Annotated in this window: 16 protein-coding genes; 7 read left to right on the top strand and 9 right to left on the bottom strand. The window is 65.3% G+C overall.

The genetic code is table 11. The features are described 5' to 3' along the window. The 5 genes from GXK59_RS19575 to GXK59_RS19555 all read right to left on the bottom strand — a co-directional run. The coding region (locus GXK59_RS19575) for an NtaA/DmoA family FMN-dependent monooxygenase (RefSeq protein ID WP_160669272.1) at positions 1-1,254 on the bottom strand (1,254 nt) is incomplete at its 3' end. After that, the gene (locus GXK59_RS19570; protein ID WP_160663379.1) at positions 1,254-2,504 is read right to left on the bottom strand and encodes an acyl-CoA dehydrogenase family protein; all 1,251 of its coding nucleotides are present in this window, start codon (positions 2,502-2,504) and stop codon (positions 1,254-1,256) included. The genes GXK59_RS19570 and GXK59_RS19575, both read right to left, overlap by 1 nt. A gap of 33 nt (positions 2,505-2,537) precedes the next feature. Continuing rightward, positions 2,538-4,205, bottom strand: a complete 1,668-nt coding sequence (locus GXK59_RS19565) for a dipeptide ABC transporter ATP-binding protein (RefSeq protein ID WP_160663381.1) — start codon at positions 4,203-4,205, stop codon at positions 2,538-2,540. An 11-nt stretch (positions 4,206-4,216) separates the two neighbouring features. Continuing rightward, positions 4,217-5,116: an ABC transporter permease gene (locus GXK59_RS19560; RefSeq protein WP_237393710.1), complete on the bottom strand. Its 900-nt coding sequence runs from the start codon at positions 5,114-5,116 to the stop codon at positions 4,217-4,219. A gap of 18 nt (positions 5,117-5,134) precedes the next feature. After that, positions 5,135-5,938, bottom strand: coding sequence for an ABC transporter permease (locus GXK59_RS19555; RefSeq protein WP_237394031.1), 804 nt, complete (start codon positions 5,936-5,938; stop codon positions 5,135-5,137). A 198-nt stretch (positions 5,939-6,136) separates the two neighbouring features. Between GXK59_RS19555 and GXK59_RS19550 the strand changes: the two genes are divergently transcribed. Genes GXK59_RS19550 through GXK59_RS19530 form a run of 5 tightly spaced genes read left to right on the top strand, consistent with a single transcriptional unit; the run spans position 6,137 to position 12,404 of the window. Further along, a complete protein-coding gene (locus GXK59_RS19550) occupies positions 6,137-7,096 on the top strand; it encodes an ABC transporter permease (protein ID WP_160663383.1) in 960 nt (319 codons plus the stop codon). 18 nt (positions 7,097-7,114) lie between these two features. Beyond that, positions 7,115-8,014: an ABC transporter permease gene (locus GXK59_RS19545; RefSeq protein WP_237393710.1), complete on the top strand. Its 900-nt coding sequence runs from the start codon at positions 7,115-7,117 to the stop codon at positions 8,012-8,014. Positions 8,015-8,025: 11 nt separating this feature from the next. Further along, complete coding sequence (locus tag GXK59_RS19540; protein ID WP_160663381.1) at positions 8,026-9,693, top strand: dipeptide ABC transporter ATP-binding protein; 1,668 nt, start codon at positions 8,026-8,028, stop codon at positions 9,691-9,693. Positions 9,694-9,726: 33 nt separating this feature from the next. After that, a complete protein-coding gene (locus GXK59_RS19535; RefSeq protein WP_160663379.1) occupies positions 9,727-10,977 on the top strand; it encodes an acyl-CoA dehydrogenase family protein in 1,251 nt (416 codons plus the stop codon). Beyond that, positions 10,977-12,404, top strand: coding sequence for an NtaA/DmoA family FMN-dependent monooxygenase (locus tag GXK59_RS19530; protein ID WP_160663377.1), 1,428 nt, complete (start codon positions 10,977-10,979; stop codon positions 12,402-12,404). Before GXK59_RS19535 ends, GXK59_RS19530 begins: the two co-directional genes overlap by 1 nt. 42 nt (positions 12,405-12,446) lie before the next feature. On the opposite strand, the gene GXK59_RS19525 is transcribed toward GXK59_RS19530, so the two are convergent. From GXK59_RS19525 to GXK59_RS19515, 3 genes are all read right to left on the bottom strand, one after another. Then, a complete protein-coding gene (locus GXK59_RS19525; protein ID WP_160663375.1) occupies positions 12,447-12,962 on the bottom strand; it encodes a flavin reductase family protein in 516 nt (171 codons plus the stop codon). Positions 12,963-13,190: 228 nt separating this feature from the next. Then, on the bottom strand, positions 13,191-13,892 hold the full coding sequence (locus GXK59_RS19520) for an anti-sigma factor family protein (RefSeq protein ID WP_160663373.1): 702 nt from the start codon (positions 13,890-13,892) through the stop codon (positions 13,191-13,193). Next, positions 13,889-14,389: a sigma-70 family RNA polymerase sigma factor gene (locus tag GXK59_RS19515; RefSeq protein WP_160663371.1), complete on the bottom strand. Its 501-nt coding sequence runs from the start codon at positions 14,387-14,389 to the stop codon at positions 13,889-13,891. Before GXK59_RS19515 ends, GXK59_RS19520 begins: the two co-directional genes overlap by 4 nt. Before the next feature lie 174 nt (positions 14,390-14,563). On the opposite strand from GXK59_RS19515, the gene GXK59_RS19510 reads away from it, so the two are divergent. Beyond that, the gene (locus GXK59_RS19510) at positions 14,564-15,103 is read left to right on the top strand and encodes a COG4315 family predicted lipoprotein (RefSeq protein WP_160663369.1); all 540 of its coding nucleotides are present in this window, start codon (positions 14,564-14,566) and stop codon (positions 15,101-15,103) included. Positions 15,104-15,152: 49 nt separating this feature from the next. On the opposite strand, the gene GXK59_RS19505 is transcribed toward GXK59_RS19510, so the two are convergent. Beyond that, positions 15,153-16,022, bottom strand: coding sequence for a DMP19 family protein (locus tag GXK59_RS19505; RefSeq protein WP_237393709.1), 870 nt, complete (start codon positions 16,020-16,022; stop codon positions 15,153-15,155). A gap of 631 nt (positions 16,023-16,653) precedes the next feature. Here GXK59_RS19505 and GXK59_RS19500 point away from each other — a divergent pair. Continuing rightward, positions 16,654-17,019: a DUF3846 domain-containing protein gene (locus GXK59_RS19500; protein ID WP_160663367.1), complete on the top strand. Its 366-nt coding sequence runs from the start codon at positions 16,654-16,656 to the stop codon at positions 17,017-17,019. The last annotated feature ends 33 nt before the right edge of the window (positions 17,020-17,052 follow it).

Here is a 17,052-nt window from a genome sequence, read left to right as displayed (position 1 = left end):
CTGCAACTCGGGCAGCACGCCCTGGATGAAGTCCGTGTAGGACCCGGGGATGATCTGGTTGATGATGTTCACACCATCGATCCCGGCATCCTGCCAGCGTTCCAGTTCGTCCACAATCTGATCCGGGGTGCCGGCGATCTGCTGGGCCTTGGCACGGTAGCGTGCCAGGTCACCGATCGTAGGCTTGCCGCCGGGCACGGACGCAATGGCGGCTTGAAGAACACCCTGGGCGCCCTCGGTCTCGACGTCGCCCAGCGGGGTATCGAGCGGGAGGCCGCCCAGATCGACGCCGATCCCGCCGCCGATATGCGCGATGATCGTGTGGAGATCCAGGTACTCGTCGTATTCGGCCTGCTTGCGGGCGACCTCTGCCTCGGTGCTGCCGATTACGAAGGACAGTCCGCCAAAGATCTTGACGTCGCCGGCGGCCCGGCCTGCCGCGGCTTCGAGGGCCCGGATCGAGGCAGTTTGTTTCTTGACGTAGTCAACGTTGGGCGCAAAGAGGAAGGTTGCCTCCGCGTTCTCCGCAGCGAATTTCTTGCCGCGGGCGGAACTCCCCGCCTGGAACAGGAACGGCGTGCGCTGCGGGCTGGGTGCGACCAGGTGTGGGCCGTCAATGGAGTAACGGGTCCCGCGGTGGTTGACCTTGTGGACCTTCGACGGATCCGCGTGGATGCCGCGGACCTTGTCGGCCAGCAGTGCGTCGTCGTCCCAGGAACCCTCCCAGAGCTTGTAGACGGCCTCGGTGTATTCCTCGGCCCAGTCGTACCGGTCGTCGTGCGGAGTGAGCCCGGCGTTGCCGAAGTTCCGGTGGGCGTTCTCCAACACACTGGTAACGATGTTCCAGGCGACACGGCCATTGGAAATATGGTCCAGGGTCGACAGCTGACGGGCCAGCTGGAACGGATCCGACTGGATCACCGAGCTCGTCATGGCGAGGCCAATATCCTTGGTCACCGCGGCCAGTGCGGAGCAGAGCACCAGCGGATCGTTCGAGGGGACCTGAAGCCCCCGCTCGACCAGCGAGGCCCAGCCGCCCTCGTGGTCACCGTACAGCCCCACGACGTCGGCGAAGAACATCGCATCGAATTTCGCCTCCTCCAGCTCGCGGGCCAGATCGACCCACAGCTGCAGCTCGTTGAAGCGGTGCTGCTGCGCCTCCGGATGCCGCCACTGGCCCCCCAGGATGTGGGTGGTTGTGTTCATCACGAAAGCGCTCAGGAGCAGCCGGGGACGTTCGTCAAAGGTCCCCATCAGGAATCGCTCCCCTGGCTGGACGTGGTTGCCGGGACCGCGTCGCCGATGCTGTGGAGGCCCGTGGGGATGGTTCCGTTGATGTGATAATCGCCGACGGACCGCGCCTTGAACACCACCGGGTTGTGGGTGGCTACCGTCCGGGCGTTGCGCCAGTGCCGGTCCAGCCCCTTGCCGCGGCTGGTCGACGAAGCGCCGGTGACATCGAACAGCTCATTCGCCGCGGCCAGAACCAGGCCGGGGACGCTCACATGGGCCTGCTGCACCCCCAGCTCGGCCCGGACGAAGGCCGCCTCCACCTCAAGTCCCAGCGAAGGGTCGACGGCGGCATCCAGATCGCGTGCGGCTGCCACCACGATGGACTCGGCGGCGTAGACGCCGGCGGCGATCTGGCCAACGCGTTCCTGGATCAGCGGATCGTCCCGGAACAGCGAACCTGACCCGGTGTTGAACGTGCGGGTGCGCTCGCGGACCAGCTGGCTGGCGTCGCGAAGAGCCGCGTGGCCGATTCCGACGAGTACGGTCAGCAGTGCGAGCTGGAAGAACGCCGGTTCCAGCGTGCTGGTGACCTTGCGCTGGATGATGTCCCCGGCGTCGACCTCCACGTCCGCAAAGATGGCCGTTCCGGTGCCGGTGAGCGGCTGCCCGAACCCGTCCCAGTCGTCAAGGATCGTGACTTTGGGGTCGTTGACGCGGACCAACGCGTACTGGCGGCCCTCACGGCCTTCCGTGCTCGCCATGACCACGACCCAGTCGGCGAAGATGCTGCCCGTTGTGTAGTACTTTTCGCCCTTGAGCAGCCAGCGGCCCTCCTCCTCGCGAAGCTTGGTCTGGGTGGTGCCCAGGGCGTTGCCGGAGCGTTCCGTGGCGGCGTTGCCGAAGATCTCCCCGGCGAGTACGCGGGGGAACCAGCGGTTGCGGAATTCGATGGGCTGCAGCGCAATCGTTTCCACGAACGAGAAGTGGGACCGCAGCAGGTGTGAAACGTTGGAGTCCGCGGCGGCGAGTTCGATCAGCAGCCGGCTCAGGTGCTCATAGCTGACGGGGTCCCCGCCGTGCGCGGCGGGGACCCGGATGGTGGTGAATCCGCTTTCCTTCAGCCAGGCAACGGGCTCGAACGGCAGGACGTGGTTGGACTCGCGTTCCAGGGCACCTTCTGCGATCCGCGCGAAGACATCCTGGAAGCGGGCGGCCAACGCCGCGTAGCGGGCCTCTCCGCTGAGTTCTCTTACTTCTGTCGAGACAGTCATCTTGTTCCTAACGTTGAAGGGGGACTGACGTTCTTAGTGGCCGGTTGCCGCAACGAGGTCGCGCAGGCGGTGGCCAGGGTTGGAATCGAGCAACAGACGTGTGTAGTCGCTTTGCGGGTTGGAGAAGACCTGCGCAGTCGGGCCGACTTCCCGCAGCTGGCCCCGACTCATCACGCCGACGTCTTGGGCGAAGCGTTCAACAACGTGCAGGTCGTGGGAAATGAACAAGTATGAAAGTCCCAGGTCGCGTTGCAGGTTTTCGAGCAGGACCAGAATCTGGGCCTGCGTCAGGACGTCCAGGGCGGAGAGGGCCTCGTCAAGCACGATGGTGCGGGCGCCAAGCGCGAGGGCCCGGGCGATCGCCACGCGCTGGCGCTGGCCGCCGGAGAGTTCCTTGGTCCTGCTGCCGGTGACGCGTGCGGGGAGGTTCACCTGGTCAAGGAGTTCGGCAACCCGGGCACAACGTTCAAGGCGCGACCCGACACGGAAATTCACCAGGGGTTCGGCGACGATGTCTCGAACGGTTAGCCGCGGGTCGAGCGCCGAATCCGGGTTTTGGTACACCAGCTGCAGGGAGCGCCACAGCTCCCGTTTGTCCTTTCCCTGGGTCGACGTGACATCGTTCCCGTGAACCATCACGGTGCCCGACGTCGGGTCCAGCAGCCGCATGATCATGCGGGCCGTTGTGGACTTGCCCGAACCGGATTCGCCGACCAGCGCGAAGGTGGTTCCTTGGCGCACCGCAAAATTGACGTCATCCACGGCGCGGTGTTCAGTCTCGCCCCGGCCGAAGACCTTGGTGAGGCCGCGGACTTCGATCGCAGCAACCGGTTCCTCGCGGGCCGTATCCACGTCGGCCCGGTCAGTCTTAGGGGCGGCAGGATAGGCCTCCCGGAGCAGCCTGACCGTGTAGTCGTCCTCCGGCTGCGCCAGGATGTCGGCGACCGGACGGTCTTCAAGGATCCTGCCCTGCCGCATCACCACGATCCGGTCGGCCAGATCGGTTGCGACGGCCAGGTCATGCGTCACGAAGATGACGGCCGTCCCGTGGTCCCGCGCCAGCCTGCTGAAGACCTCGAGCACCCGGCGCTGCACGGTGACGTCCAGCGCCGAGGTCGGCTCATCCGCAATCAGCAGCTTCGGTCCCAGGCTGAAGGCGATCGCGATCAGGACCCGTTGCTTGAGTCCGCCGGAGAGTTCATGGGGGTACTGCTTCAGCCGCTCCGCGGGGCGGTCGATGCCCACCAGTTCGAAGAGCCGGATGACCTCCGCCCGGATCTCGCTCTTGGAGCGCCTGCCTTCTTCCGGGTGCAGCCGGAAGACCTCGGCCACCTGGGATCCGACCGTCTTCACCGGATCCAGCGACGCGCCGGGATCCTGCGGAACCATGCCGATCTTACGTCCACGGATTTTCTCCATTGCACGTTCAGAAAGCCCGGTCAGCTCAATGCCGTCGAACACGATGGTTCCGGCAGAGACCGCGGCCGCTTCGGGGAGAAGGCCGATGAGCGATTTGGCGAGTGTGCTTTTTCCGGAACCGGATTCACCAACGACGGCAACGATTTCGCCCGGTTTGAGGACCAGCTCGAGTGAATCTGCGGCCACGACCGCCCCTGGTCCGCGGCCGTATTCGACGTGCAATCCGCGCACCTCAAGCAGGGGTCCGGGTTCGGCTTTGGGATTTACTGTGTTGATGGTCATGGGGCTCCTGACTAAAACCGGAAGATCTTGAGAAGTTGGCGTCCGAGACCGGCCAAGAGCACGACCGTTAGCACGATGACCAGGCCCGGCAGGCTGGTCATCCACCACGCGCCAGCGAGGTATTGCCGACCCTCAGAGATCAGCAAGCCCCATTCCGGGGTGGGCGGAGGGGCACCGAAGCCGAGGAAGCCAAGTCCGGAAATTGCGAGAATGGCAGCTCCAAGGTCGACTGCCAGCAGTGCGAGCACCGGGCCGCAGGAGTTCGGCAGGACATGCTTCCAGACGACGGACCAGTACGATCCCCCGTTGAGGAAGGCGGCCTCGACGTAGTCCAGGTTGCGCACGCGCAGGACTTCCGAGCGGACCACGCGGGCGAACGAGGCAATCGAGGCGATGCCCACGCCGACGCCGAGCGAGATTGGTCCGGGCGCGAACGCCGTCACGATGATCAGGGAGATCAGGAATCCCGGCACCGCCAGGAGCACGTCCACGAGGCGCATGGTGCTCGAATCCGCGGCCCGGCCGGCCGTCGCAGCAAACAGGCCCAGGGCCGTTCCCACCACGAATCCGATCAGGACAGCGAGCCCTGCGGTGAGCAGGGTCTGCGAGGTGCCATGCACGACCCTCGCGTAGACATCCCGGCCCAAGTGGTCGGTACCGAACCAGTGCCCGGCACTTGGCGGCTGGAACTTCTGCTTCGGAATGCCGCTGATGGGGTCGAAGGCGCTGAAGAGGCCCGGCAGAAATGCCCACCCCAGGACGATCAGCAACGGAAGGACGGTCAGCCACAGGCCCGCCGAGCGCAGGATGCTTCTTTCGCGCTTTCCCGGGCCAATCGCTGCGGCGCTGCCACCGGCAGGAGGCAGCGCGGCCTCATCAATAGGATCTGTTGGTAGTAGGTTGAGGCTCACAAGGTTCTCCGTTCGGTCTCAGGCAGCCAGTGCTCGTGGCGAGCCGTGGGCACTGCTCTTGAGGATGCGGGGATCCAGCAGCGGATACAGCAGGTCGACGATCAGGTTCACTGCAACGAACGCCGACGCCGTCAGCAGGACCAGGCCCTGGACCAGCGGGACATCCTGGACGGTGACGGCCTGGAGGACCACCGAGCCAAGGCCGGAGCGGGCGAAGACGGTCTCCGTGATGACGGAACCGGCAAGCAGGGTTCCGACCGTGATGCCGGCAATGGTCATTGCCGGACCCGCAGCATTCTTCAGGGCGTGGCGGTAGAAGATCCATGCGGGGGACGCGCCCTTGGCCCGCAGTACGTCGATAAACGGTTGCTCATAGACGTGAGTGATGCTCTTGAGCAGTACCTGCGCGATCGGGGCGGAAACGTGAAGGGCCAGGACAAGGACGGGAACTGCCAGCGATGCAAAGGAACCGTCCGGGAACAGGGACATCACACCGAGCTGGATGGACAGCAGCTGCAGCAGCACCAGCCCGAGCCAGAACACCGGAACCGCTGCGAACAACGGCGGGAGATTTGTGATGAAGCGCTGCAGCGCCGTCGAGCGGCTCAACCAGGCCGCGGCCACGAGGGCCACAGCCAGGACGACGGCCAACACGAAGGCACTGGAGGCCAGCGCCAGGGTGGATCCGGCCACCGCGCCGATGCGGGTCGCCACCGACTGTCCGGAGGCCAGGGAGTACCCGACGTCTCCACCGAGCAACTGCCCAAGCTGGTTGAAATACTGCACCAGCAGGGGCTGGTCGTAGCCGTATTGGGCCTTCATGGCATCAATCGTTGCCTGGTCAGCCGCGGCGTCCGCCGAGAGGAAGATCGTGACCGGATCGCTGGGCAGCAGCTGTATTGCCAGGAAGACGAGCGTGTACGCCAGCCAGATGACAAGCAGTGCCTGTCACACGTCGAATTCACCTCCGGCACCGCACCGATTTTCCAGGGTGCCTGGAAGACCGGCAAGTAGGTCGTCATGGGTCTTTACTTTGCGCGGCGCCTCGGACAGGCACTGCTTGTCATCTGGCTGGCGTACACGCTCGTCTTCCTGGCAATACAGCTGCTGCCCAGCGATCCGGTCACGATCTTCCTCTCGGCGGACGCCGCGGCTGACCAGGCAACGATTGATGCCATGAAGGCCCAATACGGCTACGACCAGCCCCTGCTGGTGCAGTATTTCAACCAGCTTGGGCAGTTGCTCGGTGGAGACGTCGGGTACTCCCTGGCCTCCGGACAGTCGGTGGCGACCCGCATCGGCGCGGTGGCCGGATCCACCCTGGCGCTGGCCTCCAGTGCCTTCGTGTTGGCCGTCGTCCTGGCTGTGGCCCTCGTGGCCGCGGCCTGGTTGAGCCGCTCGACGGCGCTGCAGCGCTTCATCACCAATCTCCCGCCGTTGTTCGCAGCGGTTCCGGTGTTCTGGCTCGGGCTGGTGCTGCTGCAGCTGCTGTCCATCCAGCTCGGTGTGATGTCCCTGTTCCCGGACGGTTCCTTTGCATCGCTGGCAGTTCCCGTCCTTGTCCTGGCCCTTCACGTTTCCGCCCCGATCGCGCAGGTACTGCTCAAGAGCATCACTCACGTCTATGAGCAACCGTTTATCGACGTACTGCGGGCCAAGGGCGCGTCCCCCGCATGGATCTTCTACCGCCACGCCCTGAAGAATGCTGCGGGTCCGGCAATGACCATTGCCGGCATCACGGTCGGAACCCTGCTTGCCGGTTCCGTCATCACGGAGACCGTCTTCGCCCGCTCCGGCCTTGGCTCGGTGGTCCTCCAGGCCGTCACCGTCCAGGATGTCCCGCTGGTCCAGGGCCTGGTCCTGCTGACGGCGTCGGCGTTCGTTGCAGTGAACCTGATCGTCGACCTGCTGTATCCGCTGCTGGATCCCCGCATCCTCAAGAGCAGTGCCCACGGCTCGCCACGAGCACTGGCTGCCTGAGACCGAACGGAGAACCTTGTGAGCCTCAACCTACTACCAACAGATCCTATTGATGAGGCCGCGCTGCCTCCTGCCGGTGGCAGCGCCGCAGCGATTGGCCCGGGAAAGCGCGAAAGAAGCATCCTGCGCTCGGCGGGCCTGTGGCTGACCGTCCTTCCGTTGCTGATCGTCCTGGGGTGGGCATTTCTGCCGGGCCTCTTCAGCGCCTTCGACCCCATCAGCGGCATTCCGAAGCAGAAGTTCCAGCCGCCAAGTGCCGGGCACTGGTTCGGTACCGACCACTTGGGCCGGGATGTCTACGCGAGGGTCGTGCATGGCACCTCGCAGACCCTGCTCACCGCAGGGCTCGCTGTCCTGATCGGATTCGTGGTGGGAACGGCCCTGGGCCTGTTTGCTGCGACGGCCGGCCGGGCCGCGGATTCGAGCACCATGCGCCTCGTGGACGTGCTCCTGGCGGTGCCGGGATTCCTGATCTCCCTGATCATCGTGACGGCGTTCGCGCCCGGACCAATCTCGCTCGGCGTCGGCGTGGGCATCGCCTCGATTGCCTCGTTCGCCCGCGTGGTCCGCTCGGAAGTCCTGCGCGTGCGCAACCTGGACTACGTCGAGGCCGCCTTCCTCAACGGGGGATCGTACTGGTCCGTCGTCTGGAAGCATGTCCTGCCGAACTCCTGCGGCCCGGTGCTCGCACTGCTGGCAGTCGACCTTGGAGCTGCCATTCTCGCAATTTCCGGACTTGGCTTCCTCGGCTTCGGTGCCCCTCCGCCCACCCCGGAATGGGGCTTGCTGATCTCTGAGGGTCGGCAATACCTCGCTGGCGCGTGGTGGATGACCAGCCTGCCGGGCCTGGTCATCGTGCTAACGGTCGTGCTCTTGGCCGGTCTCGGACGCCAACTTCTCAAGATCTTCCGGTTTTAGTCAGGAGCCCCATGACCATCAACACAGTAAATCCCAAAGCCGAACCCGGACCCCTGCTTGAGGTGCGCGGATTGCACGTCGAATACGGCCGCGGACCAGGGGCGGTCGTGGCCGCAGATTCACTCGAGCTGGTCCTCAAACCGGGCGAAATCGTTGCCGTCGTTGGTGAATCCGGTTCCGGAAAAAGCACACTCGCCAAATCGCTCATCGGCCTTCTCCCCGAAGCGGCCGCGGTCTCTGCCGGAACCATCGTGTTCGACGGCATTGAGCTGACCGGGCTTTCTGAACGTGCAATGGAGAAAATCCGTGGACGTAAGATCGGCATGGTTCCGCAGGATCCCGGCGCGTCGCTGGATCCGGTGAAGACGGTCGGATCCCAGGTGGCCGAGGTCTTCCGGCTGCACCCGGAAGAAGGCAGGCGCTCCAAGAGCGAGATCCGGGCGGAGGTCATCCGGCTCTTCGAACTGGTGGGCATCGACCGCCCCGCGGAGCGGCTGAAGCAGTACCCCCATGAACTCTCCGGCGGACTCAAGCAACGGGTCCTGATCGCGATCGCCTTCAGCCTGGGACCGAAGCTGCTGATTGCGGATGAGCCGACCTCGGCGCTGGACGTCACCGTGCAGCGCCGGGTGCTCGAGGTCTTCAGCAGGCTGGCGCGGGACCACGGGACGGCCGTCATCTTCGTGACGCATGACCTGGCCGTCGCAACCGATCTGGCCGACCGGATCGTGGTGATGCGGCAGGGCAGGATCCTTGAAGACCGTCCGGTCGCCGACATCCTGGCGCAGCCGGAGGACGACTACACGGTCAGGCTGCTCCGGGAGGCCTATCCTGCCGCCCCTAAGACTGACCGGGCCGACGTGGATACGGCCCGCGAGGAACCGGTTGCTGCGATCGAAGTCCGCGGCCTCACCAAGGTCTTCGGCCGGGGCGAGACTGAACACCGCGCCGTGGATGACGTCAATTTTGCGGTGCGCCAAGGAACCACCTTCGCGCTGGTCGGCGAATCCGGTTCGGGCAAGTCCACAACGGCCCGCATGATCATGCGGCTGCTGGACCCGACGTCGGGCACCGTGATGGTTCACGGGAACGATGTCACGTCGACCCAGGGAAAGGACAAACGGGAGCTGTGGCGCTCCCTGCAGCTGGTGTACCAAAACCCGGATTCGGCGCTCGACCCGCGGCTAACCGTTCGAGACATCGTCGCCGAACCCCTGGTGAATTTCCGTGTCGGGTCGCGCCTTGAACGTTGTGCCCGGGTTGCCGAACTCCTTGACCAGGTGAACCTCCCCGCACGCGTCACCGGCAGCAGGACCAAGGAACTCTCCGGCGGCCAGCGCCAGCGCGTGGCGATCGCCCGGGCCCTCGCGCTTGGCGCCCGCACCATCGTGCTTGACGAGGCCCTCTCCGCCCTGGACGTCCTGACGCAGGCCCAGATTCTGGTCCTGCTCGAAAACCTGCAACGCGACCTGGGACTTTCATACTTGTTCATTTCCCACGACCTGCACGTTGTTGAACGCTTCGCCCAAGACGTCGGCGTGATGAGTCGGGGCCAGCTGCGGGAAGTCGGCCCGACTGCGCAGGTCTTCTCCAACCCGCAAAGCGACTACACACGTCTGTTGCTCGATTCCAACCCTGGCCACCGCCTGCGCGACCTCGTTGCGGCAACCGGCCACTAAGAACGTCAGTCCCCCTTCAACGTTAGGAACAAGATGACTGTCTCGACAGAAGTAAGAGAACTCAGCGGAGAGGCCCGCTACGCGGCGTTGGCCGCCCGCTTCCAGGATGTCTTCGCGCGGATCGCAGAAGGTGCCCTGGAACGCGAGTCCAACCACGTCCTGCCGTTCGAGCCCGTTGCCTGGCTGAAGGAAAGCGGATTCACCACCATCCGGGTCCCCGCCGCGCACGGCGGGGACCCCGTCAGCTATGAGCACCTGAGCCGGCTGCTGATCGAACTCGCCGCCGCGGACTCCAACGTTTCACACCTGCTGCGGTCCCACTTCTCGTTCGTGGAAACGATTGCGCTGCAGCCCATCGAATTCCGCAACCGCTGGTTCCCCCGCGTACTCGCCGGGGAGATCTTCGGCAACGCCGCCACGGAACGCTCCGGCAACGCCCTGGGCACCACCCAGACCAAGCTTCGCGAGGAGGAGGGCCGCTGGCTGCTCAAGGGCGAAAAGTACTACACAACGGGCAGCATCTTCGCCGACTGGGTCGTGGTCATGGCGAGCACGGAAGGCCGTGAGGGCCGCCAGTACGCGTTGGTCCGCGTCAACGACCCCAAAGTCACGATCCTTGACGACTGGGACGGGTTCGGGCAGCCGCTCACCGGCACCGGAACGGCCATCTTTGCGGACGTGGAGGTCGACGCCGGGGACATCATCCAGCGCAAGGTCACCAGCACGCTGGAACCGGCGTTCTTCCAGCTCGCACTGCTGACCGTACTCGTCGGAATCGGCCACGCGGCTCTTCGCGACGCCAGCCAGCTGGTCCGCGAGCGCACCCGCACGTTCAACACCGGGTCAGGTTCGCTGTTCCGGGACGATCCGCTGATCCAGGAACGCGTTGGCCAGATCGCCGCCGGCGTCTACGCCGCCGAGTCCATCGTGGTGGCAGCCGCACGCGATCTGGATGCCGCCGTCGACCCTTCGCTGGGACTTGAGGTGGAGGCGGCCTTCGTCCGGGCCGAGCTGGGGGTGCAGCAGGCCCATGTGAGCGTCCCCGGCCTGGTTCTGGCCGCGGCGAATGAGCTGTTCGATGTCACCGGCGCTTCGTCGACCAGCCGCGGCAAGGGGCTGGACCGGCACTGGCGCAACGCCCGGACGGTAGCCACCCACAACCCGGTGGTGTTCAAGGCGCGGTCCGTCGGCGATTATCACATCAACGGAACCATCCCCACGGGCCTCCACAGCATCGGCGACGCGGTCCCGGCAACCACGTCCAGCCAGGGGAGCGATTCCTGATGGGGACCTTTGACGAACGTCCCCGGCTGCTCCTGAGCGCTTTCGTGATGAACACAACCACCCACATCCTGGGGGGCCAGTGGCGGCATCCGGAGGCGCAGCAGCACCGCTTCAACGAGCTGCAGCTGTGGGTCGATCTGGCCCGCGAGCTGGAGGAGGCGAAATTCGATGCGATGTTCTTCGCCGACGTCGTGGGGCTGTACGGTGACCACGAGGGCGGCTGGGCCTCGCTGGTCGAGCGGGGGCTTCAGGTCCCCTCGAACGATCCGCTGGTGCTCTGCTCCGCACTGGCCGCGGTGACCAAGGATATTGGCCTCGCCATGACGAGCTCGGTGATCCAGTCGGATCCGTTCCAGCTGGCCCGTCAGCTGTCGACCCTGGACCATATTTCCAATGGCCGTGTCGCCTGGAACATCGTTACCAGTGTGTTGGAGAACGCCCACCGGAACTTCGGCAACGCCGGGCTCACTCCGCACGACGACCGGTACGACTGGGCCGAGGAATACACCGAGGCCGTCTACAAGCTCTGGGAGGGTTCCTGGGACGACGACGCACTGCTGGCCGACAAGGTCCGCGGCATCCACGCGGATCCGTCGAAGGTCCACAAGGTCAACCACCGCGGGACCCGTTACTCCATTGACGGCCCACACCTGGTCGCACCCAGCCCGCAGCGCACGCCGTTCCTGTTCCAGGCGGGGAGTTCCGCCCGCGGCAAGAAATTCGCTGCGGAGAACGCGGAGGCAACCTTCCTCTTTGCGCCCAACGTTGACTACGTCAAGAAACAAACTGCCTCGATCCGGGCCCTCGAAGCCGCGGCAGGCCGGGCCGCCGGCGACGTCAAGATCTTTGGCGGACTGTCCTTCGTAATCGGCAGCACCGAGGCAGAGGTCGCCCGCAAGCAGGCCGAATACGACGAGTACCTGGATCTCCACACGATCATCGCGCATATCGGCGGCGGGATCGGCGTCGATCTGGGCGGCCTCCCGCTCGATACCCCGCTGGGCGACGTCGAGACCGAGGGCGCCCAGGGTGTTCTTCAAGCCGCCATTGCGTCCGTGCCCGGCGGCAAGCCTACGATCGGTGACCTGGCACGCTACCGTGCCAAGGCCCAGCAGATCGCCGGCACCCCGGATCAGATTGTGGACGAACTGGAACGCTGGCAGGATGCCGGGATCGATGGTGTGAACATCATCAACCAGATCATCCCCGGGTCCTACACGGACTTCATCCAGGGCGTGCTGCCCGAGTTGCAGCGCCGCGGCCTGGCCCAGACGGAGTACGCGCCGGGCACGCTGCGTGAGAAGGTTTTCGGCCGTGGCCCGAAGCTGGAGCCAACCCACCCCGCAACGCGCTATCGCGGTGCCTTCAGCGACCTGTCGGCCGCAGCAACAGTGAAGCCGAACGACCTGGCTCCGCTGCGGGTTTAGCCGGGCGCAGTGGGACCACGGCAGGCGGCGTGCCTGCCGTGGTCAGGCGGCGCCGGGAAGCAGCGCGTCGCGGAGCTGAACGCCGTAGTAGTTGCCCCTGTAGAAGAGCAGGGGTTCCGCGTCCGTGCGTGCACTGAGGGAGCGGACGGCGGCGACCACGATCGTGTGATCGCCGCCGTCGTATTCCTGATGGAGTTCGCAGTCCACCCAGGCCAGGGCCTCGGGCAGCACAGGGTTGCCCAGCGGGGACGGCGCGTGGTCGGCTCCGGCGAATTTTTCGGTTCCCGACCGGGCGAACTGGGCGGCCAGATGCTGATGCTCCTGGGCCAGGATGTTCACTGTGAACTTCCCTGCCCCGCGCAGCAGCGGCCAGGTCGAGGACGTCCGGGCCGGGCTGAAAGTCACCAGGGCGGGCTCCAGCGATAGGGAAGAAAAGGACTGGCAGGTAAACCCGGCAGGGCCGTCACTTGTGGCAGCGGTGATCACCGTCAACCCGGTGGCGAAATGACCCAAAACGTGACGGAGCCGTTGCGGGCTCAGGTCAGAATGATCCGTCATGGCAGTTTCCTTTCGAGGCTTTCCCCCAATCAACCACCGTTGCTTCCGGTTCCCAATACCAGGCGAAACCTGCGGACGCAGAGCGCAACGTGGCTTCACACGGCGCAGGAAATTACGACGACGGTCCGTCATCCCGCTTCATGAGGTGATCGCCCTGCCGTGTGAGTCAGGGCACGCACCAGCTGCAAACTCCGGGCCGGCTTTCCAGTCCCGGGGGCGTCGCCGCTGTTATTCCCGCGGCACGGCGATGACGGCCATGGTCTGCTGCTGCCCGTTCCGCATCTCAACGCTGGCTATGTTGGCAAGCTGCAGGGGCGTGGCTCCGGTGATCCTGACCCTCCCGCTCGGCGTTGCCGTCCATGCGCAGGCGCGGTCTTCGCCGCCGTCGCTGGCCTTCACCCACAGCGACAGGGTCCCGTCCACCGGGAGGCTCCGGCCTTCGACGGCGAGCTCAGTGCCCCAGGTCTTTTTGACCATCCCCACCGTGAACTGCAGCCCGTCGCCGGCCTGGACGGAGTAGCTGGCGTCCGGCTTGGGCGGCTGATTGACCAGCGGCGCCGCCAGGATTCCGAGAGCCAGGCAGCCCGCTGCCGCTGCGGCGAGCGCTGCGGTCCACCGGCGTCGTATTCTCCGGCGACGTGTGGACAGTTCGTCGAGAAGCTGCCGCGGCATGACGGCAGGCGTGGGGCCCGACGGCGGCGGTTCCGGCGTCGCCGGTTTCCGCCCGGTGGTGGCGGCAGCGGCGCCGAGGGCGACGGCGTCGGGCACCGGGAGCGCGTCCAGCAGCGCCGGGAGGCTGGCCAGCTCGTCCAGCTCACGCCGGCAGTCCGCGCAGCTGCCCAGGTGCTGCTCAAAGGCGGCGGCCTCCTCGGGTTCCAGCCCGCCGAGCAGGTAGGCGCCGAGCAGTTGGTGCAGGTCCGTGGCGCTCACCGCTGCACCCCCATCTCATCAAGGATCGTCCGGAGGGCCCGCACGGCGTAGAACGCGCGGGACTTCACTGTTCCGCTGGGGATATTCAAACTGACCGATGCCTCCTGCACGGTGTAGCGGCGGTAATGGAGGGCCACCAGAACGTCCCGGTGCTCCGCGCTGAGCCGGAGCAGCGCCTCTTCCATCAGTACCCGGTTGAGGAGTTCGTCCACGCGTTCCTCGCCGTCGGCCGGGTCTGCCAGGTCCCGTTCTGTCGCCTCGCGGGGCCGGCGCTGGGCCTTGCGGTAGTTGTCGATCATGATGTTGCGGGCCGTCCGGAACAGGTAGCTGCGCAGGCTTCCCGTGATCTGGGGGGCCTGCTGCCAGACCCGCAGCACTGTTTCCTGCACGACGTCGTCCGCCATGTGCGGATCCCGGCAGGCACTCAGGACGAAACGCCTGAGCGCCGGCCCGTGGTCGCGGTAAATCGCCGCCACCACGTCTTCGTCGAGCGACATGACCGTCCTCCCCGGGTGGGTTTGTGCGCCTGTTCCCCCTATGACGTGCGGATCGCCGGAACGGTTCACGTACGGGTTCCGGGGCGCAGTCCTGTGAACCATTCTTCCTCCGGAGGCGTCGTAACGGTTAGCGCCGGCCTGGCCAGTTGGCCGGTTCGACTCAAGGAGCAGCACATGAAAAAGCACCTCAGCATTGGCCTGTCCGCTTTCGCCCTCGCCGCACTGCTCTCCGGCTGTGCCGGCACCAGCGGGACTGCCACGTCCACGACGCCGGCGGCCGCCACGACGCCGCCCGGCAGTGCCGCAGCGGGTTCGGCTCCGGCTTCCACCTCTGCACCGGCCGCGGCCGGGCCGGATCTCAAGGTCGCGGATTCCACCGCCGGCAGGATCGTCGTCGACGGCAAAGGCATGAGCGTCTACTTCTACACGAAGGACGTCAAAGACTCCGGGACGAGCACCTGCACCGGCGGGTGCATCGCCGCATGGCCTCCGGCCCTCGCCGCCGGTGACACGCCAACGGTCGACGGCGTCACCGGCACCGTGGGCACCATCGCCACCCCGGAGGGCAAGAAGCAGCTGACCATCAACGGGATGCCCGTGTACTACTACGCCAAGGATGCGGCGGCCGGGGACATCCGGGGCCAGGGTGTGGGCAGCGTCTGGTACCTCGTGGCCCCCTCAGGTGACATGATCACCGGCACCTCCGGGTACTAACTGCCGGCCATCACTGCCGCCGGCCGCGGCCGGTGGCAGTTGTTCGGGCTCAGTCGTCCTCGACCTCGAACTCGACGGCGGCCAGAATCTCCTTGCTCTCCGGGTGGATCATGACCGCTTCGCGTTCGTCCTCGAGCATGAGGAACTCGCCCTGGTCCGTGGTGAAATGCCAGGCCAGGGTGGTCTGGCCCTCGTGGTCATAGTTGGGGTCGCCCATGGTGATCTTCAGGAGGGTGTGGCCTGCCACGTCGCAGAGCTCGCGGATGATCATTTCGAATTCCGGCATGTCGAGCAGATCACCTTCAGCGGCCTCGGCCTGGCGCTCCGCCAGGTTCGGGATCCGGGACACACGCTCGGCGATGTGGCGGTCGAGCTCCTCCTCGTCCAGGACCAGGAGGTCTGCCAGGTCCCGGAGCCACGCGGCGTTCAGCGCGATGATGTCTTCGGTCTCCAGCAGGGTTTCGAACTCGCTGTCGAGCTCTTCCAGGAGTCCGACCACGTCCGGGACGCCGTCCGTGCCGCTGTCCAGATCCGCGTCCCCATCAAGATACGCGTCTGCTTCCTCCTCGGAGAGGGAATCGAAGGCAGCCACGGTGCGGTTGAAGAGGTCCAGGTGAGCGGCGGCCCCCATGCTTTCGAGCCCGGCCCGGATGTAGGCGTCGATGTCCTGGCGTTCGGGCGCGGTAAAGACGTACTGGGCGAACCCGCCGCCCAGCGACTGCGTCAGGTAGAAGTCGACGTAGTAGCTGCGCAGCGCGTTCGGCGCGATTTCCTCGATGTCGAGCAACTCCGCGTACATGGCATTGACCACGTCCACGTTTGCGTCAACGACGTCCGCGTCGCTGCCGTTGATGACCGCCCGCGGCAGGACCGTCGCGTAACCGGTGGCGGGCAGGGTGGTGGAAAGGCCGTTGCTCATGGAAAATCCTCACTGCTTAAGGCGGGTGGTGCTCCGATCCCTTTCACGGTACGTGGCACCGCCGGCGCTGCGGTTGAGCCGCAGCTGAACGTCCGGCGAAGTTTGGGTGACCCGGCCAACGCTCTTCAGGTTGTGCCTTCGTTCGGACGTTTAAATCCCGGGCTCTTTTGGGTCCCAGCACGGTCCATAATCCGCCCTAAACACGTGGACTGGCATTTAAAATATAAGTAGGTATGGTGATGGGTAGATAGCGTTTAGAAAGGCGTGATTCCATTGTCAGGAAAGTCTCCCAGAAATGTCAATGCCAAGAAAACGGGAAAGTCGATTCTCGAAAAGAGAGCCGAGAAAAAGGCAAAAAACGAAACCAGCGAAATGCTGTTCGCAAAGCCGCGAAAAAGCCAGAGGTGACACCTAAGCCCTGATGCACCAGCGGCAGGCAGGTCACGGTGACAGGCGGAGACGCAAGCCACCAGGGCGTCGGTCCAAGTTCGCGCTAAACGATTAAATGCACGCCAAGCGGACGATACCGGGCGTTTCACAATGCTCCGACCGGGCACCGGGTGATTTCCGGTTGGACCGCGTTTCAGGCCTGTGGAAATTGTCGATTGTTCAAACACAGAAAGACCCGGTCATGCGCCAGACTCGTACCGCCCTGATTATCCCGGCCCGCCTGAGCCACCCCATTCGCGTCGAGGAGATCGACACGGCTCTTGCCACACGGCAGACCCTGGTTGAAGGAAACGTCGGAGCAATCAGTTGCATGGATTGGCACGCCTATCTGAACGACGAGGCAGACTTCATCCCCCTGCCCCTGAACGTCCGGGCCGAAGTGCTGATCCGCGAAGCAGGTCTGCATCTCGAGGAGACCGTCAGCGGGACGGTTGTGTTCCTCGGACACAAAAACGACGGCGGCGAGGCAGATGCACCTGCACACCTGCTCCGGCTGGCCGCGCGCCTCTTCGACACAGCGCGCCCGGCACCGGTCATGGTCCAGTAGACGAAGCACTCACTGTGGTCCCTTGTCCCATGG

The organism is Pseudarthrobacter sp. ATCC 49987 (assembly GCF_009928425.1).
In the GTDB taxonomy this organism is placed as follows: Bacteria; Actinomycetota; Actinomycetes; order Actinomycetales; family Micrococcaceae; genus Arthrobacter.
This window is presented reverse-complemented; position numbering and strand designations above follow the sequence as displayed.